We start from the raw sequence: 24,755 nt of genomic DNA, 5'->3' as shown, positions 1-24,755 counted from the left end.
TTTATACCCATTATTTTCAGCAAGCTACATTCGCAAATCATACATAATTCATCCTGAATTATAACTCCTGACTCCTAAATTCTGTTTTGATAAAATTGAGGCTAATAACTTTCAGTAAACTAAGCAGGGCGCCCGAATAACTACCAAAGCCAACACCCGATAAAACCAGACCACTGAAACAGTTGAGCGATGAATAGTTTGTTTGGTAATTGGGCCAGCACCCTCAGAAAAAATTCCCTATTGCTGGTTCTTTCAATGGTGCTGCCAACATTTGGAATTAGTAATTATGTCTTGGCAGCAGAGCGGATTTATGCATCTTATTCAGCTTTAGAGCTTTCCATTTCAGTCTCCACTTTAGAGAACTACGCTAAAACAGGTGTAATTAACGAAGACTTGGCAGCTTATCAGCAATATCTGCCTCTAGAACAGCTTCAAGAATTGCGGCGGATTTTGCTTAATCGTGTAAAAGTTACTCCGGTAGTAGTTTCGCAACTTCTCTACACACCGCAAGGAGAATTTTTGCTGCATCGGTTGGCGCAAGTGATTATAAATAAATCTTCTCAGCCAAAAACAGAATTTAGTGCCTTGCGTTCAGCGCTAATTTTAGCTTCTGGTGAATCGGGAGGGTTGACACTTTTGAATGTGTTGCGGAAATATCCCAGCAGCAGCATTCGCCTTGATGTCGCCGAGACTTTGGAAATATCTACGGAATTGGAGAAACTTGTTAACCAAACCCATCGGGCGATCGCAGCAGTTTCCCAAAAGTCTAAAATAGAAGCTGCTACCATTTCCCAACCAAATTTCTCGCAATTACCCGATTTACAGGTTCTGGGAAAATTGAAGTCGCAAAAATACATCCTGAAGTTTTTCGACTCAAGACGCAATCGGCTTCTATTGACTGACGTTTACATTCCCAATGTGCAAAATGCTGCACCAGTAATTGTCATTTCTCACGGTTTGGGTTTAGATAGCAGCAACTTTCAATATTTAGCCACTCATCTAGCTTCATACGGATTTGCCGTTGTCGTTCCCAATCATCCTGGTAGTGATGCTAAACAATTACGTTCTCTGTTAAATGGACACGCCATTGAAGTAGCAGAACCAGGAGAATTTCAAGACCGACCAATGGACATAACATATATCTTGAATCAATTGGAAAAAGGTAATCAATCTGATTCACGGTTTAAAGGTCGCTTAAATCTGCAACAAGTCGGAGTATTTGGTCAATCTTTGGGAGGCTATACAGCCTTAGCCTTAGCAGGCGCTAAAATCAACTTTGAGCAGCTAAAACAAGACTGTCAACCAGCAGCACTACAAAATACCTGGAATATGTCTTTACTGCTCCAGTGTCGCGCTTTGGAATTGAGTAGCAAGTCTGACAAGGATTATAACTTGCGCGATGAGAGAGTGAAAGCTGCGATCGCAGTTAATCCCGTTACTAGTTCGATTTTCGGTAAAGCTGGCTTAAGTCAAATCAAAACTCCAGTAATGATTGTCGGCAGTAGTGATGATACAGTTGCACCAGCTTTATCTGAGCAAATTTTACCTTTCTCCTGGTTGACAAATTCACAAAAGTATCTCGTCATACTTGTAGGTGGCACTCACTTTTCCACCATTGGTAATGGTAATCCTACAAATCAACAAGTAGCATTACCGGCCGATATGATTGGTGATGCTTCTCAAGCGCGTCGTTATATGAATGTTTTGAGTTTACCTTTCTTCCAAACATACATTGTCGGAAAGTCACAATACACCCCCTACCTAAATGCAGGCTACACTCAAAGCATTTCTAGTAAGTCGCTTGGCTTGAGTCTCGTCAAGTCATTGAATACAACCGAATTAACTCAATTGCTGGATATTAAAGGAGCCAAAACCGCAAAAAAAAACTCCCCAACACCATAGTCAGCTTCGGATTTTGGATGTTGGATATTGGCGTTGCATTGCTGCATGTGATGATTTTTATTTGACTTGAACATAAAAAAGGGCGAGTCAAACACCCACCCCGAAGCATAAATTAGTGTAATTCTCACAACACCTTACACTGTCCATGATGCCGTAACAAATGATCGCATAATACCAGGGCTACCATCGCCTCAACCATTGGAACTGCACGCGGTAACACACAAGGATCGTGCCGCCCTTTTGCTGCTAATAGGGTTTCTTCACCTTCACGAGTTACTGTCTTTTGCTCTTTTCTAATTGTCGCCGTTGGCTTAAATGCAACTCGTAAAATGATATTTTCTCCGTTGGAAATTCCCCCCTGAATACCACCAGAACGGTTAGTTACAGTGCGAATTTCCCCATTTTCATCAATATAATATTCGTCGTTATGCTCAATTCCGGTTAACAGCGTCCCCCCAAAACCGGAACCAATTTCAAAGCCTTTGCTAGCAGGGAGAGACATAACACCCTTAGCGATATCAGCTTCTAATTTATCAAATACTGGTTCGCCCAAACCTTTCGGTACATTACGCGCCACACATTCTACGACACCGCCGATAGAATCACCCTGTCTACCAACTTGCTCGATTAATTCAATCATGCGATCGCTACATTCAGCATCGGGACAACGGACGATGTTGCTTTCAACCTGTTCTAAGGTAACAGTGTTGGGATCAACTACACCTTCCAAGTCTTTGATGCGCTTAACGTAAGCGATAACTTCGACATTGGCAACTTGACGAAGAATTTTTTTAGCGATCGCACCTGCTGCTACTCTGCCAATTGTCTCACGCGCTGACGATCTCCCCCCACCTTGCCAATTGCGAATGCCATATTTTGCATCATAAGTTGCATCCGCATGAGAAGGGCGATACTTCTCGGCCATCTCGTCGTAGTCTTGCGAACGAGCATCTTTGTTCCGTACCAAAATTGCTATGGGCGTTCCTAGTGTTTTGCCTTCAAATACCCCTGATAAAATCTCACAAGTATCGGCTTCTTTACGAGGGGTCGTAATTTTACTTTGTCCCGGACGCCTTCTATCTAGTTCTACTTGAATTTCTGCTGCCGAAATTTCTAGTTGTGGAGGACAACCATCAATCACAACCCCCACACTGCCGCCGTGAGATTCACCAAAAGTAGTGATGCGAAATAGATGACCAAAAGTGTTGCCCATGATCTGAAAGAAAAAGGATGAGGCTTATGTATTTTACCTAGAGTTTGTGCAAAAGTTAATTTTTGTGATTTAGCACTTGGGCTGTATGACGTATAAGCTATTTTTTACCCATACAAATAAGAAAGCGCCCTCCGTTACCAGAGAGCGCTTTCTTATTTAGCGAAACTTCAGAATTAACCGTTGATAGCAGGAGCGGTTAAAGCTACAGGAGCAACATCACCAGCAGCCAAATCTAGAGGGAAGTTGTGAGCGTTACGCTCGTGCATTACTTCCATACCCAGGTTAGCGCGGTTGATTACATCTGCCCAAGTTGCAATCACACGACCTTCAGAGTCAATGATTGATTGGTTGAAGTTGAAACCGTTCAAGTTGAACGCCATTGTGCTGACACCCAAGGCGGTGAACCAGATACCAATTACAGGCCATGCTGCTAAGAAGAAGTGCAGTGAACGGCTGTTGTTGAAGGAAGCGTATTGGAAGATTAGACGACCGAAGTAGCCGTGTGCTGCAACGATGTTGTAGGTTTCTTCTTCTTGACCGAATTTGTAACCGTAGTTTTGTGATTCAGTCTCGGTTGTTTCACGAACCAAGGAAGAAGTTACCAAAGAACCGTGCATTGCACTGAACAAACTTCCGCCGAATACACCAGCTACACCGAGTTGGTGGAAGGGGTGCATCAAGATGTTGTGTTCTGCTTGGAACACGATCATGAAGTTGAAGGTTCCTGAGATACCTAAAGGCATACCATCAGAGAATGAACCTTGTCCGATGGGGTATACCAAGAAGACTGCACTTGCTGCTGCTACTGGAGCAGAATATGCGATCGCAATCCAAGGACGCATACCTAAGCGGTAGGATAGTTCCCATTCACGACCCATGTAGCAGAATATGCCGATCAGGAAGTGGAAGATTACCAATTGGTAAGGACCACCGTTGTACAACCACTCATCTAGAGAAGCTGCTTCCCAAATTGGGTAGAAGTGCAAGCCGATAGCGTTGGAGGAAGGTACTACTGCACCAGAGATGATGTTGTTTCCGTAGATTAAGGAACCTGCTACTGGTTCACGGATACCATCGATGTCTACTGGAGGTGCGGCGATGAAGGCGATTACGAAGCAAGCAGTTGCTGCTAGCAGGGTAGGGATCATGACTACGCCGAACCAACCGATGTAAATCCGGTTGTTGGTGCTGGTGATCCATTCGCAGAATCGATCCCATACGTTGGCGCTTTCGCGACGTTGTAAGGTTGTTGTCATTGTTTTATAAATGCGATTATTTGCAGATGAATTTAGGTAGGTTTGACTACCTGTTACACATCTTAAATAATTTATTGCGTTTTGTAAAGTACTTTCAGAAAAAACTTTCTCTTGGGATTTACGCACCCACAGAGAATTTTAGATTTTGGATTGTGAAAAATGGGGATTGGGTACTGGGCAAGAAAAGTAGAATTAAAATTTATGAGTAAAATTTGGTTAGGGGTCTAAATCTCCCTAATCCCCAGTCCCCAATCCCTAGTTCAATTCGTTGCTGGCTGCTTGGATATAGACTCTATACCCACTTCTTGTAAAGGTGGACGCACAGATAAATAAATCAATGGGCCGAATAGCGGTGTCAAGGTTATTAACCAAAAAAACTGCGGATTTTTCCAACCGCGACGCGCCATATCATCCCCTAGTAATACAGGAAATAATAGGGAAAGTAGACAGAAGTCTATGCTCATTACATGGATGAAGCGGTTAGTTTGCCACTCTTGCACAAAACTGCCCCAATCTCCTCCTCTTAAACCGTAGGCAACTAGAATAGCTGTGGCTACTATCAACACAAAACCAGTCACACGAGAATCTAGCACCTTGATTAAGGTATTCTTTTTACCGAGAAATTGATTATTTGGTTCTCGTAGAGCTAAGTACGGCAACAAGGCAAAAGCACCAACTGCAAAAGAGGCAGTAGCAAACAGCCAAGCAGGTATTTTTTGTCCTCTACCATCAATAAAAACTACTGCGCTGTAGATAAGAGGCCAGATGCCCATGAGGTTGAATAGTGCTATGACTAATGGGTTAATGCCTTCCCACTGGCCAAGAGAAAGGTTTTTAATTAACTCAAATGTATCAGGTTGATCAGGAGGCGCTAGGAAAAAACCATAGATAATGAATCCCAGCCACAGCAAGCCAAAGGCAATTTTTCTCACCATGAAAGATTTAAGTAGTATTAATTATTGATTTTGCCACTAAAAATTAGGCTATCTGCTTGCTATTATATTGGTGATTGCCTAGACCCTTCGCGGCTTGTCTCTAAATATCACCTGAGAAGTAGGGATGTAAAAATATTGTGAATCAAACGTAGCAAGCCCAAACTCTTGCGATCACTACATCTTGCTATACTAGACTCGCAATAATAAGTTATTTTTAATTTTGCATAACTACTTAGCATTCAAGGATTGAAATAACTAAAAGCTTCTGAGAGATAATCAGCAGCAGATGCTACGACTGCGATCGCACTTTCATAATCTAGACGAGTTGGCCCCAAAACTCCCACACTTCCTACGGGTATCGAACCCCGGCGATAGTTGGAAGAAATCAAGGTGCAGGTGCGTATCGGTTCTAAGGGATTTTCTGCGCCAATACGAACTGTTACCTTTGGTTTACTACCTTCCTCCGGTTCTGGTTCCTCAAATATTAATCGCCACAGTTGGTCTTGTTCTTCTTCCAACAGATGGATAATCGTTTGTACCTGCTGTAACTGGGCAAATTCTGGCTGGCGCAAAACTTCTGACACACCCCGAACCATAATTTGGGTTGCACTGGGTGCAAGAGTCCGACGAGTCAATTCGGCAACTGAATTTTTCAAGAATTCTCCGTAGCGTTGGAACTCCTGATCTAGTTCGCTCCAGTTGAGGTAGGGTAATTCCAACAGACTTCGCCCCCGCAAATGACTATTCAAAAAGTTAGAAACAATCTGCAATTCGCGATCGATTACCTCTGAATCCCGTTGTGTCTCTTCTGTTGTTGGCGGCAATTCCATCAATTTAGAATGTGTCTCGTAACCATCTGTCACCACAATTAGCATGATCTGCCCACCTTCAATTTGCACTAATTGCAGATGTCGCAATAGCGCTGTAGTCGTTTGCGGCATAGTTATCAAGCTAATGCAACCACTCAAGGTTGCTAAAATTTGCGCGGCTCCTTGCAATAGGGTTTCTAAACTCCGATCTTGCCACTGTAGCTGTTTTTGCAGTGCCACCTCTACTTCTCGCCCTAAAGTTTCTGTCCGCGTAGCGTCTGTCTGCGACACGCTGCGCGATCGCAGAGAAGGTGTAATTAGCTGGTCAACATAAATGCGATAGCCTGAATCTGAAGGTACACGTCCAGCAGAAGCGTGTGGTTGATAGAGTAATCCAGACTTTTCTAAAACGCCCATCACATTGCGAATTGTCGCCGAGCTTACACCCAGGTCGTACTCCTCGACCAAAGCCTTTGAACCAACTGGCTCTGCCGTAGCAATGTAGTGACGTACCGTTGCCCAAAGTATATGCTGTTGTCGATTTGTTAACTGGACTTCCATTGTGGTATGTTTTGCTGAAGGCAAATTTTAATCAAACTTTGAACAGATTTGTGAATTTAATCGAAAACAAAGAATATTAATAATTGATTAAGATATTAGATTATACAACTATATTATGATAAGAATTTTTAAGGTTCATACAGATACGGCATTTTGTAAGAGTAGGGCTAAAATACTAGCTCATTTTTTTAGTAAAAGCTGCTAGTTATAATGTTCCCTTGTCATGCTCTTTTATAACCGTATTTTTGCACAAACTTGCAATCACAAAAGTATTATTAGATACGTATTTTTTGGTAGAGTCTAATATTCAACTGTGATTTGACCCAGAAAATTTTTGTGCATATGTGCTTGATGTCCAAATTCCAAGCTTTCCGGCAGGCGTCTAAAGTAATGTACTGCTGTTTTCAGCATAGCAAAAGCCAGATGGAAGAGTGAGTTCCACCTGAGCAAAAGCTAATATTGGGGAATTGAAGGATCTACTAATAGGGAATAGGCATCAATACCACCCGAAATATTTTGCACATTTGTAAAACCTTGAGCAATTAACCACTGGCACATCTGGGCAGAGCGGATGCCGTGGTGGCATAGCACAAGGGTTTCAACTTGGGGATTGAAGAGGGTAGGTATTTGATCTCCCCATTCGGCAAATTGACTTAAAGGTAGGTTGACAAAGCCCTCAATGCTAGCGATCGCCAATTCTTGGGGTTCACGCACATCTACTAGCTGAATACTTGTATCATTAGAAGAAAGACGTTGTGCCAGTTCTTCTACACTAATTTGGTTCATGGGTTGACTAAAAGAATTCCCTATAAACAGTCCTAATCCTATTTATGGTGACAGAAAATCTCTGCCTTTGCATGAGTATCCATTCTCAAGAGGGTTGATTAATTCTGCTAGTCTTTCTGCTTAAATGGCTGTAAACCGTCTTTTTTAATAGGTTGAATGTGAATAGGCAACGTTCATTTATTGGTTTTATCGTCGCTGGGGCGATCGCACTGCTAGTAATTGCGATCGCCAGCTTTTACTGGTTTTTCGCCAAAAGTCCGGCTAACCTCATTGCTTCCACCTCCCAGCCTGGTGCAGCCATATTCGTGTCAAAACTTTCCCCTGCAATGGTTTCATTACTGGCAAATCCCGATCGTTTGCAGGCGTTGGATCGTGAAGAGGAACTATCTAAACTCAAAACCAGCTTATTCGCCAAGAGTGGCATAGATTATAAAGAAGACATTCAACCCTGGTTAGGGGACGAAATTACATTAGCGATCGCCACCTTAGATATCGATCGCGATCCAGAAAACGGACAGCAGCCAGGGTATCTATTGGCATTAGCAACAAAGCAACCGGAGAAAAGCCGCGAATTTGTCGAATTATTTTTTTCTAAACGAGCGTTAGCTGGAGAAAACCTAGCTGTTGAACAATATAAAGGCATAAAACTGATTTCTGACAATTCTCAACCAGAACAAGACTCGCTTGCTGGTGCTGTTGTTGGCGAAGGCTTTGTATTGTTTGCCAACGATCCGAAAGTGTTGCGAGATGCGATCAATAACGTCCAAGCGCCCGATCTAAATTTGACTAGCTCCCCTGAATACCAAAAAGCTACCAAAGAACTGCCCAAAGGGGGTTTAGCTGTAGCTTTCTTAAATCTTCCCATCGTAGCAAAATGGCAAGGGTTAGAGTTATCAGAACAACTTTATAACAGCCAAATTATATCCTTGGCGTTGAATCCTAAAGGATTGCTGGCGGAAACCACCTTTTTGACTTCATCAGAAATTGTCCCACCATCTGCACCGCTATCTAAACCTGTAGGAGCGTTGCAATATATTCCAGCTTCCGCAGGTTTGGCAATTTCCGGCTCAAATTTGAGTAATTTGGGTGATAGTGATTTAACTAAACTCTGGAGACAAGCAACAGCAACTATATATGGTTCTGGGGAAGATGTGGTTTCTCGGTTAGCAAAACCTTTGGCGAATGTTCAAAAACGCTGGGGTATAAACTTACCAGAGGATATTTTCAGTTGGGTACAGGGAGAATACGCCATAGCATTGTTACCTGAGAAAGAGCAAACAACCCCACATTGGATTTTTGTGGTGGAAAAATCAGAGAGTGTGGAAAAAGGCGTTACTCGTTTAGATGCGATCGCCTCATCCAACGGACTCAGTATCAGTCCGTTAACTATAGATCAGCAAAAAATTTCTGCTTGGACAGAGTTAACTACGGCTACTAAAAAAAGTGATGTTAAAGAAGGAGAATCTTTTAGCATTGAAACAAAAGTGCGGGGACTGCACACAAGTTTAGGAAATTACGAAATTTTCACCTCTGACTTAGAGACGATGGATGAAATTCTCACAATCAAGAATAATTCCATAATTGATAATCTCAACTTCAAAGATAGTATCGCTGCGATTCCCTTACCAAACCAAGGCTATATATATCTTGACTGGACAAAGAGCCAGAATTTATTAGAGCGTCAAGTACCGATTCTCAAACTAGCGGAAGTCTTAGGTAAACCGTTTTTTAATAATCTGCGATCGCTCACACTCAGTAGTTATGGAACTGACACGCGATCGCTTAAAGGTGGTGTCTTCTTCCAACTAAATAATTCGTGAGATTTTCACTAAGTTTAAAATGCAGAAGGTAAAATCATTTTTTACCTTCTGCATTTTCTTATCCTTAACAATTATTAAAATAGTTCATCGAGAGTTTTATTTAAAAGAAAAAATCCTGCATCCAACAGAGGTAATAACATCTAAATAATCACTTGGATAGGTGTAACTGCTGTTCAGGTCAAGATACAACCTAGCAATTATCTGCCTGCTCTCAAATTCATCAATTGTGGCACATTTGAATGTGGCACAATTAACTGAAATTTTACTGGAATTTTTTCACTAGAATATGTATATATCATTACTAACTTAAAAGCCTGTTGGAGGGCTACTATGAAATACTGTCGCCCCCGACTTCAGTTTAACGGTGGCTGGTTGTTGGTTATACTTTCCACCATTACAGCCACCCCTGTAATAGCAGAGACAGCGAACTTTGGTACTTTCAACTTATCAGCAAATTTTAATCCAGCACAAGGAACAGTACAGGGGTTTACAGGTGGTTCTTACTCATTGTCTGCTATAAGTAACCGCGATCGCGATCAAAAAGCCTGTATTGGCTTTGCCGATCCCAATCCAGATCACATTATGGTTTTGGAAAAGGACTTTTCTCAGCTGAAAATCCAAGTCGATAGCAATAACAACGACACGACTTTACTAATTCAAGGCCCAGATCAAACCACAATTCGTTGCGGCGATGATACTGGCAAGAGTAAAGATGCTAGCGTTAGCGATCGCAACTGGAAAAGTGGTACTTATCGGATTTGGGTAGGTACATTCAATCCTGGAGTCAAGCGGGATTACACTCTCAAAGTAGAGCAGTAGGGAATGGGGAGTGGGAAGCAGGGAGAAATGAGGGAGCCAGGAAGAAGCAAGGGAGCAAGGGAGAAGAGTTTTCCCCTCTGCCTCTTTATCAATGCCCAATGCCCATTCCCAATTTTTACGTAGAACACCTGAGAGGATAATATGGGATAGTAGCTTGTTGTGCTTTCCGAGGGTGCTATCTCGTGCTATCTATACTGCGTGCTGACTTTCGTATCATATTTGAACGTGACCCAGCTGCTCGTAACTGGTTGGAAGTTTTATTTTGTTACCCTGGTTTGCAAGCCCTGCTATTCCATAGGCTGGCTCACTGGCTTTATACTATTGGTCTTCCCTTGATTCCGCGCCTGATTTCTCACCTGGCTCGGTTTTTGACTGGAATTGAAATCCACCCTGGTGCAGCAATTGGGCAAAGTGTGTTTATTGACCACGGTATGGGTGTAGTGATTGGGGAAACTGCGATCGTTGGAGACTATGCCCTCATTTACCAAGGTGTCACCCTGGGGGGGACTGGTAAAGAATGTGGCAAGCGCCATCCCACTGTGGGCGAAAATGTCGTAGTCGGAGCTGGAGCGAAGGTACTGGGCAATATCCAAGTAGGCAATAATGTTCGTATTGGTGCTGGGTCTGTTGTTCTCAGGGATGTACCCTCAGATTGCACCGTAGTGGGCGTGCCTGGGCGAATTATATATCGTTCTGGAGTTCGGGTTGCACCTCTTGAACACAATAACTTACCAGATTCGGAAGCCGAAGTAATTCGTGCTTTAGTAGACCGGATTGAGGCGCTGGAAGAACAAATACAAACTCTTCAGCGCACACAGTCTTCTGAAAAAACTCCTGTTTTAGTGGGTCATTTAGTCACTCAAGAGGATGAGTTAACCCACGATACTCGCTGGTGCAATCTCAAGGATAAGACCATCCAGCAATTTCTAGATGGTGCTGGCATTTAAAAAAGTGAGAAGTTAAGAGTGAGGAGTGAGAAATAAAAATCATAAATGTCAGGTTTGCACCTTCAAACTCCTACTCTTAATTCAATAGACATCTCCAGAAATTAAATATGCGTTACCCAGAAACCTTGTAGAGACGTAGCAGTGCTACGTCTCTACATTCTTTTTCGGAGATGTCTAATACGCTTGGGTTAAGGGCTACTGGTAACAATTTTGGGTTTTCGAGACGCGATAAATCGCCGTCTCTACAATTGTTTTTGGCTTATCTGAAATGTATTGAGAATATTCTAAGGATTAATCGTTTGACTAGACCAATCTTGCTGGTCGTCACGGCGGTAAAGCCATCGATTTTGTGGTTCGCCGCGTAATTCTAAGTGGTCTACCTCTACCGGTTCGAGTAGCAGGAGACAAAAATTAGGTACTGGCTGTATAGGTTCGGGTGCTGGTGGTGCAAAAGCTTCTGGGGTTTCAACTCTAGGTTTACCAGGATCAGGCCAAGCAAACTGTAAACGTGCCGCATCACTCAATTCTTGCCACATTGCAATCCGCGCTGGCTGTAAAATCTGGTCAGAATCATCACCACTTACTAGGGTCAAACAACCAGTGATGCGGAATTGTTCTCGTGTATTGGGAAAGTACCAGCAAACTTCTGCCCAAGGTTGTTGATGTATCTGGTCAGCTTTAGCACTACGAACATCGGTGATAAATTTTAGCTGGTTTGTATCTTCCAGAAAGCCGCGAAAGACTAGGGTACGATTCGCAGGGCGACCGTTTGCCTGTACCGTTGCTAGTTGGAGGTAACGGGCATAAACAAGGCTGCGGTTGCGATGGAGTGCATGAGCGATCGCGCTTCGCCAAGGAGCAAGAGACATACTAATTCGTAATTGGTAATTAAGAAAGTCAGATTAAATCTGGGTTTCCAGGTTTGCGTCTGTTGCCTTATTTTAGGTAGTTTTTGTCAGTCATAGTTAGTTAAAAACCATAACTAGCAAGATTGATATGCGATCGCACTAATACTTCTCGACATATACTTTTAAAGAAATGTGACATTTAATTGCGCTATTGTAAAAATCAGCTTTACATAAGTTCAGTTATGAGCCAGCCTGAATATACTACAGCCCAAGCAAAAGCCCTGACTAACCACGATCGCAAACCTATTCACATACCTGGCTCTATTCAACCTCATGGCGTACTACTGGCACTCAATACTCAGCTAGAGATATTGCAAGTCAGCAACAATACCCAAGCATATTTGGGCAAAGAGCCAGCAGATTTGCTCGGTCAACCTTTGAGGTATTTACTTGAAGCTCGGCAAGTGGAAATTGTCAAGCAGTGCTTGGGGAAAAAAATTGGCAGTTCTAATACTTTTAAAGTATTAATAAATACCTTAGCTGGGGAAAAATACTTTGACGCTATTGCTCATCGTTTAGAAGAGGCTGTGATTCTGGAGTTAGAACCGACCAATTCCGAATCTGAGTTGAGTTTCTTGGGCTTTTATAGTTTGGCAGGTGTTGCGATCGCAAAAATGCAAAGCACATCTAATCTGGTAGAATTCTTGCATTTGGTCGCTGAAGAAGTTCAAAAAATCATCGGTTTTGATCGGGTGATGGTTTATCAATTTGACGAGTCGGAAGCGGGTTCTGTGGTTGCAGAAGTCAAACGCGAAGACTTATCACCGTATTTAGGACTCCACTATCCCGCGACAGATATTCCAGCGCAGGCTAGGGAGTTATACACGCGCTGCTTTCTCCGATTTCTCCCCGACTTGACTGCCGAACCGATTAAATTAGTTCCAACAGAAAATCCGACAACACACCAGCCTCTTGACTTAAGCTACTCTGTGCTACGAAGTTTTGATTGGTGTTGTGCAGAATATCATCAAAATATGGGCGTGAAGGCTCTTTTGGTGATTTCACTGATTCAAGAGCAGAAGCTTTGGGGATTAATATCTTGCCACCATCAAACACCAAAGTATATTTCTTACGAAGTCCGCAAGATGTGCGAATTTTTGGGACAGATTGTCTCTTCAGAGTTAACACACAAAATTAGTCATTCGGAATGGGATTATAAGGTAAAGCTCAAATCGCTACAGTCTGAGTTTCTTGAGTCCATTTCCCAAGCAGACAATTTTATCGATGCCCTAATTAAACCTGAAATCCGCTTACTCGATCTTGTTAGTGCTTCAGGAGCGGCAGTTTGTCTGGATAATGAAGTTACCCTTGTGGAAGCAACACCGAATATTGATGAGGTGCGGACGTTAATTGAATGGGCGGATACCCAAGTTAGTGACAATCTGTTCTCTACTGATTCTCTACCCAAGCTTTACCCAGAAGCCCTGAGATTTAAAGATACTGCCAGTGGGCTGTTGCTGCTGCGGATTTCTAAAGTCCGGCACTATTACATCCTTTGGTTTCGTCCCGAAGTAATCCAAACGGTACACTGGGCAGGAAATCCCCAGGAATCTATTCAAACCCAGGCAGATGCTAGCCTTACCCTATCTCCACGAAAATCCTTTGAACAATGGCAAGAAACAGTTAGATTAACTTCTCTACCTTGGAAAGCTTGTGAACTTGACAGTGCGATCGCTCTGAGGAATGCGATCGTTGGTATTGTACTCTCGAAGGCGGATGAATTAGCTAAAATCAACCTGGAGTTAGAGCGTAGCAACCAAGAACTAGCATCCTTTGCCTACGCGGCTTCCCACGACCTCAAGGAACCTTTGCGGGGTATTTATAATTTCTCAACGGTGTTGCTAGAAGACTATAGTCAAGTATTAGATGATGACGGAATCGAGTGCTTGCAAACAGTAGTATCCTTGTCTGTACGCATGGAAACTCTGATTAATGCTCTACTGCGGTTATCACAGTTAGGACAAGCACAACTACGCTTGCAACCAACTAACCTCAACGAATTACTCACCCAAGTGATTGAGGTTTTTCGTGCTAGTCGTCAAGATTCTGGGCTTGTGGATATTCGCATTCCTCGCCCTTTACCAACTATTTTATGCGATCGAGTTCTCGTTAATGAAGTCTTTAGTAATCTCCTTGGTAATGCGTTCAAATACAACGATAAAGCAGAGCAATGGGTTGAGATTGGCTACCTTTCTCAAGAAGAGTCAGGGGAGCAGGGGAGCATTTCCCCTCTGCCCCTCTGCCCCTCTGCCCCTCTGCCTCTTCTCCATGCCCAATCCCCAATCACTTTTTATATCCGCGATAACGGCATTGGAATTCCACAGCATCATCTCGAAACTATCTTTAGATTATTTAAGCGGCTCCATTCCCAGGAAAAGTACGGTGGAGGAGCCGGTGCTGGGCTAGCTATTGTTAAGAAGATTGTTGAGCTTCATAACGGTAAAATTTGGGTTGAATCTACCTTTGGCGTTGGCTCAATATTCTATTTTACGCTGGAATAGTTTAAGATAATGACTAAATATGTATTTTTGTTAAGCTCTTTTAAGACCACGAATGACAAAAAAACTTCATGAACCGCTGCTCGTTGTTGAGGACAGCAATGAAGATTTTCGGATGCTGCAACGTCTAATGCGGCGTATGTCCGTCCAGAACCCCATACACCGTTGTACTAATGGAGATGAGGTTTTAGAGTTCCTCTATCAACTGGGGAAGGATAGCTACGCTAAAGGTGAAAGTCCACCCAACCCTAAAGTAGCATTACGACCCTCTGTGATCTTGCTCGATCTCAATTTGCCAGGTATTGATGGGCGTGACATTTTAGATCGGCTTAAGCAAGACAAGAGTTTCAAGGGAATCCCCATCGTTGTTTTTACCACATCATCTAACCCCAAGGATATTGAATTGTGCTACCAAAAGGGCGCAAATGGATATCTGGTAAAGCCGATGGATGCTCAGGAACTAAAAAAGACAATTCAGGCATTTGTGGATTACTGGCTTGAAGCCAATACGCCGCCAGTGTTGGATTAATTTGTTTATTTTCTGTCGATGAAACAGTAGGAACGAAAGGATAACTAAAGAGACGGCTCAGAGGGCACAGCGACATTTTCCTCTTTGAGTCACTGTGTCTGCTTGTCTCTGGTAGATGTGTTTTCCCCATCTTCCTGTTTTTCCTAGCTTGTTTAATTGCTTTAGAATTCCTAAAGAATTTAGATTTTATTTATATTTATTTTATATTATTTTTAGAATTATGCAATAAAAACACAATCTGGATAAAAGGGATCTACATAACTCCCCGATCCTCATAACCTTATGTTGGACATACGGACGCTACTCATCATTGATGATTGTGCAGCAGATCGAAAAATCTATCGTCGGTATCTTTTGAAAGATCCGCACCAGTCCTATCAGATTTTAGAGGCAGACTGTGCAGAGGAAGGACTTGCTTTGTGCCGAAAAGCACGTTGCGATGTGATTCTGCTGGATTTTTGCCTACCTGATATGAGCGGGTTAGAACTCTTCGATCAGATGCAGCAGGAGATATTTAAGACTTCTGTCCCTGTGATTATGTTGACAGGGCGCGGCGATGAAGAGGTTGCTGTGCAAGTGATGAAACGGGGTGCTTTGGATTATTTAGTCAAGCAACACTTGACACAGGATGTACTGCAACTAGCAGTCCGTAATGCCATTAAGCAATCGTGCTTGCAAGCCCAACTCCAGAAAACTCAAGAAAGACAACGCCTAATTGCGACGACTGCTTTACGAATTCGTCAGTCTCTTAACCTAGAGCAAATTTTAAATACAGCTGTAGCCGAGGTACAAGAACTTCTAAAGTGCGATCGCGTTATGGTGTATCAGTTCGCCCCCGATACAGATGGTAAAATAGTCGCCTCATCAGTTGAGTCATACCGCACTGTAGCATTGTGCGATCGCGTTGGCGCTGGGAAAGAAGCAGGGGAGCAGGGAGCAGGGAGCAGGGAGCAGAGGAAGGAAAGAGGTAAATTAATTACTCATTCTCCCCCTTGCACCCTGTACCCTGCCCCTCTGCCTCTTCTGCCCAATTCCCAATCCCCAATCCCTTACATTTATGAGCTTGGCTTGTGTAATTGTGTCAGCCTAAAAGAGCAATTTAATACTAAGGCAAATTTAGTGGTTCCCATTAATTTGAGTAACAATGGGAACCCAACCCCCAAGCTTTGGGGCTTATTGATTGCTCACCATAATTCTGGAGAACGACAGTGGCAAACTGATGATGCAGAAATGCTCAATGAAGTTTCGGTACAATTAGCGATCGCTATTCAACAGGCTGAGTTATTAGCCCAAACTCAAGCAGCCCTTGCCAAAGAAAAGCAACTCAATGTATTTAAATCCCAAATCATTGCAACGGTTTCCCATGAGTATCGAACGCCCTTAACTTCAATTCTGGCTGCTGCCTCAACTTTGGTAAAACATAGCCAGCAGCTAGATGAGTCTAAACAAGAGCGGTTCTTGGGAATCATTGAACAGAAAGCCAGGTATATGTCCAAACTCGTGGATAATATGCTTCTGGTTAACCAATTTGAACTGGAAAAACCCAAGTTTAAACCAATCCCATTAGATTTACTACAATTTTTTTCTGATCTGATTGAACAAGAGCGAGAAACAGCAGGCGATCGCCACGAATTAATTTTTCAAATTACTGGTAATCACCAGGAATTTTGGGGCGATCGCGGACTTTTACAGCAAATTTTTATTAACTTAATGTCTAATGCAATTAAGTACTCTCCAAATGGAGGTACTGTAGAATTTCATCTGATTGGCAAAGAATCAGAAGTAATCTTTTACATCAAAGATCGGGGAATTGGTATCCCAGTGACAGATCAAGAGAATTTGTTTCAATCTTTCAGTCGGGGAAGTAACGTTGACACAATTCCTGGTACAGGTTTAGGGCTAGCGATCGCTAAAGGTTGTGTCGAGTTGCATGGCGGCAATATTGCCTTGTGGAGTGAAGTGGGGAAAGGAACTCAAGTTACAGTTAGCTTACCGAAGATATGCCCAATACCTCAACTATCCCCATTATCTACTTGATATGTATAATTTTAAAATTTATCTTGTAATTATTCATCTTGAATTTCTATCTTGTTAATCAACCATTCTTCGATTGTTTTTCCACAAGGCTCAGAACTTTGGCAATCACTGACGTTTTCTAAAGAATAATACATTTTTACTTTTTTATTAACGTATTTATCTGGTTCGCAAACTTCAAAGACTGCACCGACACCTTCATATAGTTTACCGTTTTCATCGGTAACAGTAACGTAGCATTTTAAGTCTCCATTTTGCATGTCTTTGATAGTACCAAAAATTGGGTTATCGTTTTCAATCTCTTTAGATTGATTATCTTTAAGATATGCTGAATTAATCGGCTTTTTGCTATTTTTGCTGTTATCTAGTTTTACTTCATTTACAGAAATAGATTTAGAATTAACTTGGATAGCTGTTGCAGTATTTGCTTGATTAACTTTATTCTGTTGAGAAGCACTATTATTAGAGTTACTACAACTCATAATCAACATAGAACAAAAAAACAATGTAGTCGTAAAGATTGGTTTTTTCATTTCATTTATGTTCATACAAATCTATTGATAGTTTTTTTGCTAAAAGTGCTATGGGTGAATTATTTGATTTACAATGAAAACTTTCATTAAGTTTTCTGTGAAATTTGTTGATTATTACAGTTTTATATGTTGAAAGTTATAATTGACATCGTGATATTTGCGGAAAATACTCGGCGTTATCTCAATACGGTTGGTTTAAGGTTTTTTGATGAAAATAATAGATCGCGAAGATCCGATAAATCATCACAAAGACGCGATAAATCGCCGTCTCTACAAAAGACTGATTATTGTAAAGACGACGATTCATCGCGTCTCTGCTTAGGGAATGTCTTAATGCTGGTAAATTTGTATAAAATAATGCCTAAACTAGTCTTGATTACTAAATATTAATGCTTTGAGCATTAAATGAGTATTTAATAGAGTTTAGAAGCTGTAAGTATTGATTTTGTGTTATTTCAAGGTTTTCTCAACTTAAACAAACCATTTGGCTGGACTTCCCACGACTGCGTGGCGCGGGTGCGAAAATTATTGCGCCTCAAGCGTGTAGGACATGCGGGAACCTTAGATCCAGCAGCAACAGGGGTTTTACCGATCGCACTTGGTAAAGCCACACGATTACTGCAATATCTCCCAGAAAACAAAGCTTACAAGGCTACGATTCGCCTGGGTGTGCGGACTACAACCGATGATTTAGAAGGTGAAATCATTAATTCTCAAGCTTGTCCTGAATTGAGTTTGGCTGAGGTGAAAACTGCACTAGCACAATTTGAAGGCAAGATTGAGCAAATACCACCGAATTACAGTGCAATTCAAGTGGATGGTAAACGTCTCTACGATTTAGCGCGTAAAGGTGAAATAGTGGAAGTTCCAGTGCGGACTGTGGAAATTTTTCACATAGAAATTTTGGATTGGAGAGAAGGAGATTTTCCTGAATTGGATGTGGCGATCGCCTGTGGATCTGGTACATATATTAGAGCGATCGCTCGTGACTTAGGTGCAATCTTAAAAACTGGTGGTACTCTTGCGGCTTTGATTCGCACCCAAAGCAGTGGTTTCGATTTAACAGATAGTCTCACTTTGACTGACTTAGAAGCTAAACTGCAAGGCGGGACATTTCAACCTCTTGCCTCTGATGCAGCTTTACAACATTTGTTGTCTGTGACTTTACCAACAATATCTGCTCAAAAATGGTGTCAAGGTCAGCGAGTTTCTCTAAATTCTGATACTACTGGGATAGTGCGAGTTTATGAAGAAGAGATTCGCTTTTTAGGTGTTGGACAATTACAAGATGAGGTGTTAATTCCTCAAATGGTTTTTGAACCAATTTCTTGAAGAAGAATTCAGAAGTCAGAATTCAGGAGTCAGAATTCAGAATTCTGAATTTAGGAGTGGAGTCGGAGACGCACTGCCTCCGGTAAAAATCAAGATGTTTTCTACGAGACACTGCGCGAATCAAAAACTTACTAACCATCGCACACAATTCAATTCTGTTACCGGATAGCTAAGGTTTAGCCCATTCTGACTCCTGACTCCTGAATTCTTTCTTGCTAAACCAAATAACTCGTATTTGGTACGATCGCAAAAAAGGCATACTCATACCAAGCAGTCCAGATGAAACTGCGAATCCATCGCTGACGCTTTTCATGACTCAATTCATATTCAAACGCCCCACGAGATACATCAATGGAAGATAGATGAGAGTTGCAACCGCAGCCATGCTGATAAGTAAAACCGTATTTAGAAGCAATACTTTGTACCTTCATTTGGATAGCAAACACCTTACCTGCATGGAGTATGGCATCCCAAGCGCGTTTGTGTTCAATATCGCGTTGATCAAATCGTAAGGCACGTTCTTCAAAAACATGATCGCGGTAAATTGGTGCTAAATGCACATGATAGAAGCTAGCAGGTACTTCATAACCAAATTCATTGAATAAATCTATACCAATGCCAGCTACTTTTACTTCATCAGCATACTCTGTCCCTTTTGACTCCAGATCGCAGAGAATTTCTGCAAAGTTCGGATAGCTATGTTTGAGAAAGTCTTGCCCAAAAAATTCTAGGGTTTCCCATGCCAGTTGTGCAAATAGTTGGGAGAATGACGGTATTAAGTGAGCTAGTTGGGGGCGATCGCTAAATAAGTCAACATCACCATGTTCTAATTTATATAGGAACAACTGTGCCATCTCAACATAGCTTTGGGGTTGGGAAAGTCCGACACTCGTGGTTCCTCTAGCGATGTCTTGCCATATAGAAGGCAGTTGAGAAACGTGAACCGCATTTTCTCCAGCAATGACTGCAACAGGAGGACATTCGAGAAGCTGCATCGACAATCTCCTTTAAGACTTTAATGTGTAATTTACCTTAAGCGATCGCTAAATCTATCTTCTGAACACAATAAAAAATGTTTGACAGACTGTCTTTTGACAACCATCACCATTTTATTTCTAATATTTTTTGGTGTATTGGGCATTGAGCATTGGCCTAACAGGTAACTTCTTCCCCATTCCCCCCATGCCCTAAAACTCCATCCCGCAAGTGGTGTGGAGTTTTTTATTTGTTGGAGTTCCTTAAGCGCCTGCTATTTTTTTATATATTTTCTCACCCTTGATTATCTCTTGATAGTACTGCTCATAAGAGGTAAATCTGATAGATTCTTGTCTTCCTAACCCCAAGATACCAAAGGTGGAAAGGCTATTATAAAACAGTTCATGTACTCGTTTTTGGAGTATTTGATTAAAATAGATGAGGACATTACGACAAAGGATGACATTAAACTCATTAAAAGAACTGTCAGTTGCTAAATTATGCTGGGCAAAAACAATGTTTTCTCTTAGGGATGCTCGGAAAATCGCGTTATCATAAGCTGCGGTATAATATTCTGAAAAAGACTTTTTTCCACCTGCTTTCAGATAAAGATGAGTGTATTCCTGCATCAATTTCAGCGAGAAAATCCCACTTTTAGCATTTTGTAATACCTTCTCATTCGTATCAGTGGCATATATGCGGCAACGGTGGTAAAGTCCTTCTTCTTGCAGTAAAATTGCCATTGAGTATACTTCTTCACCTGTTGAACAGCCAGCGTGCCAGATGCGAATAAACGGATAGGTTTGTAAGAAGGGGATAACTTGATTTCTGAAGGTGTTATAGAAGCTGGGATCGCGAAACATTGATGTGACGTTCACCGTCAGAGCAAGCAAAAATCGTTCCAGATAGGCACGATTGTGGAGTAATCGCTCTTGCAATGCAGAAATATTTGCTAATCCCTCTAATTGTATGAAGCTCTGAATGCGGCGCTTGAGTGAGGAGATAGCATAATTACGAAAGTCATAACCATAGTACTGATATACCCCTTCCAAAAGCAGATGTATTTCTATGTCCTCCAAGATCGGTTTGGGCAGAGGCATTATATTCATAATTCATAGGTTTCAGTTTAACCGAATGGCTGTTACTACTAAAATAGCGATCGCTGTTATTGAAATCCCAGCTAGCCATCTAATCTGAAAGCGCAGATTTTGAATCTCTTGGCTGAGATTTTCTGTCTGTGGTATGGCATAAGGTTCTAGTTGTACAACTTCGATCGCTACTTGTTCGGGTGTATTTTGGGGCTTTTCAAAAGCAACCTGCGTCTGTAGCCAATTAGTAATCAATTGGGGACAGTTCTTTTTAAACCAATTAAAAGCTATGACTTTAAAAACTGGTTTTGACATTCGGGCAATTAATTTCATCACCCTATTTAAGGGTTTCAAGCGAAGTTTTTGATTGATCAGATTCACTGAACCAACATCATAAAGACAATCCAGAATTAATTTTACAGTGGCTTCTTCACTATTAATCAAGTTTTGCAGTAAAAGCAGAACATCATGCATACGCTCTGCTTCCATATACTTTTCTGACAAGTTTTCTGGAGGACTTACGGTTTGATTTAGGGTATTTTGTCTTACTATCGTCATATTGGTAACATAGCAGCCATAATAATGTCAGTACACCTATCTACCGAGAGAAAGATTTTTTATCTAGAGAGAGAACCTAAAAGCCAAAATTCATTCCAAAATTTGTTTGTAAGAGACATGACTATATCGTGTCTGTAAAAAGGATATTTGTCTAGTTCATTACGAATCTTTTATCTAATTATGGGTAAATAAATTTTTTTATTGAGATGCTAATAGTTCAACTTGTGCAACTACCCGTTCTAATTCCTCAATAATTAGCGTGATTCCAGTTTTTCTGAAGGCATCCACAAGCGCCCGATAATACCAAAGAGTACCTTCTTTGCGCCCCTGAAAACGTTCCCAGAGCGAATCACCCAAAACACGATAATCTTTGAGAATGGATTGGGCGTTGTAAAGTTTATCTGCTGATGACACGAGCAGAACTGATGGGGAAGCACTAGAAATATGAGCGATGTATGCTTCCTTGCGCTGTCGCCAAGGGGGTTTGGGAGTTGTATCAGCATCAGTACAACCATCTACAATTGCTGTTACATTGTCACCAAAGCGACGGCGAATTTCTTCTCGTGTTGCATCGCCACCTTGATCTTCGATCGCATCGTGTAAGAGAGATGCGATCGCTTCATCTTCATTTGCCCCATATTCTAAAGCAATACTAGCGACACCTAATAAATGGGCAACGTAGGGTACACCTGAACCTTTACGAACTTGGTTGGCGTGCAGTTCAGTGGCGTAGATGAGGGCTGCGGTAAAACGTTCTGAGAGCATTGTATAAAAGGAGTTAAATGTCAAGCAGCGGAGGCAAAGACGCTCCGCCTCCAGAATTCAGGAGAACTACACCAATTAAAGGGTTTGTGTCAATTTTATAACAAACCGTTCCAGCTACAGCAATATTAAGCCGTGAAGATTTTGTACCTGGGTTTATGTTGCCTTTGAAAAAATGATTGTAAAAACAATGTCTACGCCTGTCTATATACGCATTTTCTAACAATTAAAATAAATTGTTCCCATTATACTTTTAGATAGACACAATTTAAATCTATATTACATCGCTAGATAGATAAATATCTGATGATATTTTATTAAATTAATAAGGTCATATAGTATTGAAATAAAAGAGAAATTCCTGAATAAAACGGCAAAAAAGCAAAATACAAAATATAGAAGAAGTAGGTAAACTAAGCTTGTAACTTGAAGCTGATATTGAATAGATTCTTTCTGAATATGCTTCGATTAAGGTTTTTTGATAAAACACAAAGACGCGATAAATAGCCGTCTCTACAATAATCAGTCTTTTGTATTGACGGCGATTCACCGCGTCTCTTACCTTAACCGAACAGTGTTGGATTCCTTCTGATTTAATAAATTTAGGATACTAATAATGGAAACTACAGAAACAACGCCAACAAATTCAACACCTTTCCCAAATATTCCACCAGTTATTGAAAGTAACGATAGTGAGTATCGTGATAGCGGTGTACCTAGCACAGTTGCGATCGCCGGACATCCCTTGCATCCCCTGAGTGTGATCTTTCCCATAGCCTTTTTAGCCGCAGCCTTGGGAAGTGATATTGGCTACTGGTTAACTGGTGATTTCTTCTGGGCTAGGGCTTCCTTATGGTTAATCGGACTCGGATTAGCTGGAGGTTTACTCGCTGCTGCGATCGGTCTTAGCGACTTTTTGAAAATTGAAAGAGTCCGCAAGCGCACAGCTGGCTGGACACATTTAATACTTAACGTTTCTTTACTAGTTTTATCACTCGTCAACTTTCTCATACGCTTGGGTGACGCTGAATCCCGAATACTACCTTGGGGACTGTTACTCTCGATTGTTGTCGGTACGCTGACTAGTATTTCTGGTTGGTTCGGTGCTGAACTATCTTATCGCCACAAAATTGGTGTAGTGGGTGCAGGTAGCAGAAGATATCCATAAACATCTGTGAAAAAGAATGTAGAGACGTAGCAGTGCTACGTCTCTACAAAGGTTCTGAAATGAATAGCACTAAATTAAGATACAGCCCTTGGACTGGCTGGTTCCCAGCCTCCAGGCTGGGAAACGATTTTGGGAGGCTCTGCCTCCAGTGAACTGACCAGAGGCAGAGCCTCTGGGAATACATTCCCAGTCTAAAGACTGGGAACGAGGTGACACAATCCTTTCGGCTTTTCTTAGTGCCATTCGGTTCTGGAATAAAGCTTGATTATTTTTTACTGGAAGTCCCTAATACCGGGCTACGTCAGATGCAGGCAGCCCAATTTAGTATTTTGTAGCTCAAGAAAGTACTGGTTGTGCTTCTAGATTCTGAGCTTTTTGCTTGAAGACGGTTGGTATTTCGGAACTGAACGCTTCACCTTGAACCACTTCTGAGCGGAAACCATCAACCCCAACTGGAACATCACCAGTAATGGTGGTGCGATATAACAAACGCTCAACATCCAAATGATCCAAATCTTGAGGTGCTAAATGCACGGTAGCGCGGTTGTCCCAGAAGGCAATATCACCGTTGTTCCAACGGAAGCGGGTGGTGTAAGCAGGCTTGGTAACTTGGTTAAAGAACAATTCAAGCAGCAGCTTGCTTTCTTGTGGTGACACGTCAACAATGTGGGAGACGAAACCAGGGTTAACGAACAACGCCCGCTCACCAGTTTCAGGATGAACCCTAACTACTGGGTGGATGGAAACTAGTGGATTGACAGCGATACGCTCAGAGAACTTGTTGTTACTGGGCTGATACCCGCCCCCATTGAAGCGATGTTCAGCTTTCAATGTGTCTGCTAGCGCCCGTAGAGGTGCTGACAAACCCTCATAGGCTGCAACCAAATTACTCCACTGGGTATCACCACCAAAACTAGGAACATTAACTGCACGTAAAACTGACGCTGCTGGTGGGTTGATTGCTGCTGTTACATCTGTGTGCCAGGGGCCTCCAGTGCGAAAACCATACTGCTTTTCATACAGCTTACGGTCTACAGGTTTGAGCTGCGGAAATCCTGGAACTGGTTCAGGCTCTCCGAGTGGATGCGCGAAAGTCACTTCGCCGAAACGAGATGTGAATTCAACTTGGGCAGCATGATCGATGTTCTGTCCCCGAAAGAATACGACTTTCCACTTTAATAGTGCTTTACGAATTTCTTTGACTTGATCATCATTCAAAGGACGGGAAAGGTCTACGTTACCGATTTCAGCACCGATGAAACCAGCTACTTGTTTGACTTCAATATGTTTGTAGCCCATATAGATTCTCCAGGGTTTGATTC

Annotated in this window: 22 protein-coding genes; 9 read left to right on the top strand and 13 right to left on the bottom strand. The window is 41.9% G+C overall.

Features of this window, described 5'->3' with window-relative positions:
• Positions 1 to 189 precede the first annotated feature (189 nt).
• On the top strand, positions 190 to 1,902 hold the full coding sequence (locus FD723_RS08025) for an alpha/beta hydrolase (protein WP_179064851.1): 1,713 nt from the start codon (positions 190 to 192) through the stop codon (positions 1,900 to 1,902).
• A gap of 124 nt (positions 1,903 to 2,026) precedes the next feature.
• On the opposite strand, the gene aroC is transcribed toward FD723_RS08025, so the two are convergent.
• The 5 genes from aroC to FD723_RS08000 all read right to left on the bottom strand — a co-directional run bounded on the left by aroC (position 2,027) and on the right by FD723_RS08000 (position 7,462).
• The gene (aroC, locus tag FD723_RS08020) at positions 2,027 to 3,115 is read right to left on the bottom strand and encodes a chorismate synthase (RefSeq protein ID WP_179064850.1); all 1,089 of its coding nucleotides are present in this window, start codon (positions 3,113 to 3,115) and stop codon (positions 2,027 to 2,029) included.
• A 173-nt stretch (positions 3,116 to 3,288) separates the two neighbouring features.
• Complete coding sequence (gene psbA / locus FD723_RS08015) at positions 3,289 to 4,371, bottom strand: photosystem II q(b) protein (RefSeq protein WP_179063885.1); 1,083 nt, start codon at positions 4,369 to 4,371, stop codon at positions 3,289 to 3,291.
• Between the two features lie 260 nt (positions 4,372 to 4,631).
• Positions 4,632 to 5,306, bottom strand: coding sequence for a DUF2834 domain-containing protein (locus FD723_RS08010; protein WP_179064849.1), 675 nt, complete (start codon positions 5,304 to 5,306; stop codon positions 4,632 to 4,634).
• Between the two features lie 239 nt (positions 5,307 to 5,545).
• Positions 5,546 to 6,676, bottom strand: coding sequence for a heat-inducible transcriptional repressor HrcA (gene hrcA, locus FD723_RS08005; RefSeq protein WP_179064848.1), 1,131 nt, complete (start codon positions 6,674 to 6,676; stop codon positions 5,546 to 5,548).
• 453 nt (positions 6,677 to 7,129) lie between these two features.
• Complete coding sequence (locus FD723_RS08000; RefSeq protein ID WP_179064847.1) at positions 7,130 to 7,462, bottom strand: rhodanese-like domain-containing protein; 333 nt, start codon at positions 7,460 to 7,462, stop codon at positions 7,130 to 7,132.
• Positions 7,463 to 7,620: 158 nt separating this feature from the next.
• Between FD723_RS08000 and FD723_RS07995 the strand changes: the two genes are divergently transcribed.
• The 3 genes from FD723_RS07995 (at position 7,621) to cysE (ending at position 11,048) form a co-directional block, all read left to right on the top strand.
• Positions 7,621 to 9,282, top strand: a complete 1,662-nt coding sequence (locus tag FD723_RS07995; protein WP_179064846.1) for a DUF3352 domain-containing protein — start codon at positions 7,621 to 7,623, stop codon at positions 9,280 to 9,282.
• Between the two features lie 330 nt (positions 9,283 to 9,612).
• A complete protein-coding gene (locus FD723_RS07990; RefSeq protein ID WP_179064845.1) occupies positions 9,613 to 10,101 on the top strand; it encodes a hypothetical protein in 489 nt (162 codons plus the stop codon).
• A 182-nt stretch (positions 10,102 to 10,283) separates the two neighbouring features.
• On the top strand, positions 10,284 to 11,048 hold the full coding sequence (cysE, locus tag FD723_RS07985; protein WP_179064844.1) for a serine O-acetyltransferase: 765 nt from the start codon (positions 10,284 to 10,286) through the stop codon (positions 11,046 to 11,048).
• Positions 11,049 to 11,332: 284 nt separating this feature from the next.
• On the opposite strand, the gene FD723_RS07980 is transcribed toward cysE, so the two are convergent.
• Positions 11,333 to 11,917: an Npun_F5749 family FMN-dependent PPOX-type flavoprotein gene (locus FD723_RS07980; RefSeq protein ID WP_179064843.1), complete on the bottom strand. Its 585-nt coding sequence runs from the start codon at positions 11,915 to 11,917 to the stop codon at positions 11,333 to 11,335.
• A gap of 221 nt (positions 11,918 to 12,138) precedes the next feature.
• Between FD723_RS07980 and FD723_RS07975 the strand changes: the two genes are divergently transcribed.
• The 3 genes from FD723_RS07975 (at position 12,139) to FD723_RS07965 (ending at position 17,020) form a co-directional block, all read left to right on the top strand.
• On the top strand, positions 12,139 to 14,457 hold the full coding sequence (locus FD723_RS07975; RefSeq protein WP_179064842.1) for an ATP-binding protein: 2,319 nt from the start codon (positions 12,139 to 12,141) through the stop codon (positions 14,455 to 14,457).
• Positions 14,458 to 14,509: 52 nt separating this feature from the next.
• The gene (locus tag FD723_RS07970; RefSeq protein ID WP_179064841.1) at positions 14,510 to 14,983 is read left to right on the top strand and encodes a response regulator; all 474 of its coding nucleotides are present in this window, start codon (positions 14,510 to 14,512) and stop codon (positions 14,981 to 14,983) included.
• A gap of 282 nt (positions 14,984 to 15,265) precedes the next feature.
• The gene (locus FD723_RS07965; protein WP_179064840.1) at positions 15,266 to 17,020 is read left to right on the top strand and encodes an ATP-binding protein; all 1,755 of its coding nucleotides are present in this window, start codon (positions 15,266 to 15,268) and stop codon (positions 17,018 to 17,020) included.
• Between the two features lie 29 nt (positions 17,021 to 17,049).
• Here the strand turns inward: FD723_RS07965 and FD723_RS07960 are convergent, their stop codons facing one another.
• Positions 17,050 to 17,565, bottom strand: a complete 516-nt coding sequence (locus FD723_RS07960; protein WP_256875112.1) for a hypothetical protein — start codon at positions 17,563 to 17,565, stop codon at positions 17,050 to 17,052.
• A gap of 432 nt (positions 17,566 to 17,997) precedes the next feature.
• Between FD723_RS07960 and truB the strand changes: the two genes are divergently transcribed.
• Positions 17,998 to 18,882, top strand: a complete 885-nt coding sequence (gene truB, locus FD723_RS07955; RefSeq protein WP_179064839.1) for a tRNA pseudouridine(55) synthase TruB — start codon at positions 17,998 to 18,000, stop codon at positions 18,880 to 18,882.
• 215 nt (positions 18,883 to 19,097) lie between these two features.
• Here truB and FD723_RS07950 read toward each other — a convergent pair whose 3' ends face one another.
• The 4 genes from FD723_RS07950 to FD723_RS07935 all read right to left on the bottom strand — a co-directional run bounded on the left by FD723_RS07950 (position 19,098) and on the right by FD723_RS07935 (position 22,268).
• Positions 19,098 to 19,877 (bottom strand): hypothetical protein, encoded by a 780-nt coding sequence (locus FD723_RS07950; RefSeq protein ID WP_179064838.1) that lies wholly within the window; start codon positions 19,875 to 19,877, stop codon positions 19,098 to 19,100.
• A 243-nt stretch (positions 19,878 to 20,120) separates the two neighbouring features.
• Positions 20,121 to 20,957: a protein-glutamate O-methyltransferase CheR gene (locus tag FD723_RS07945; RefSeq protein WP_179069076.1), complete on the bottom strand. Its 837-nt coding sequence runs from the start codon at positions 20,955 to 20,957 to the stop codon at positions 20,121 to 20,123.
• Positions 20,958 to 20,978: 21 nt separating this feature from the next.
• Positions 20,979 to 21,503, bottom strand: coding sequence for a hypothetical protein (locus tag FD723_RS07940; protein ID WP_179064837.1), 525 nt, complete (start codon positions 21,501 to 21,503; stop codon positions 20,979 to 20,981).
• A 198-nt stretch (positions 21,504 to 21,701) separates the two neighbouring features.
• Positions 21,702 to 22,268 carry an HD domain-containing protein gene (locus FD723_RS07935; RefSeq protein WP_179064836.1) on the bottom strand — a complete coding sequence of 189 codons (567 nt, stop codon included), beginning with the start codon at positions 22,266 to 22,268 and terminating at the stop codon, positions 21,702 to 21,704.
• 613 nt (positions 22,269 to 22,881) lie between these two features.
• Here FD723_RS07935 and FD723_RS07930 point away from each other — a divergent pair.
• Positions 22,882 to 23,433, top strand: coding sequence for a DUF2231 domain-containing protein (locus FD723_RS07930; protein ID WP_179064835.1), 552 nt, complete (start codon positions 22,882 to 22,884; stop codon positions 23,431 to 23,433).
• Positions 23,434 to 23,502: 69 nt separating this feature from the next.
• Here the strand turns inward: FD723_RS07930 and FD723_RS07925 are convergent, their stop codons facing one another.
• Positions 23,503 to 23,676 (bottom strand): hypothetical protein, encoded by a 174-nt coding sequence (locus tag FD723_RS07925; protein ID WP_179064834.1) that lies wholly within the window; start codon positions 23,674 to 23,676, stop codon positions 23,503 to 23,505.
• A 93-nt stretch (positions 23,677 to 23,769) separates the two neighbouring features.
• Entirely contained in the window at positions 23,770 to 24,732 is a 963-nt protein-coding gene (locus FD723_RS07920) for a TauD/TfdA family dioxygenase (protein ID WP_179064833.1), read from the bottom strand.
• Between the last annotated feature and the right edge of the window lie 23 nt (positions 24,733 to 24,755).

The sequence above is a fragment of the Nostoc sp. C052 genome, assembly GCF_013393905.1.
In the GTDB taxonomy this organism is placed as follows: Bacteria; Cyanobacteriota; Cyanobacteriia; order Cyanobacteriales; family Nostocaceae; genus Nostoc.
This window is presented reverse-complemented; position numbering and strand designations above follow the sequence as displayed.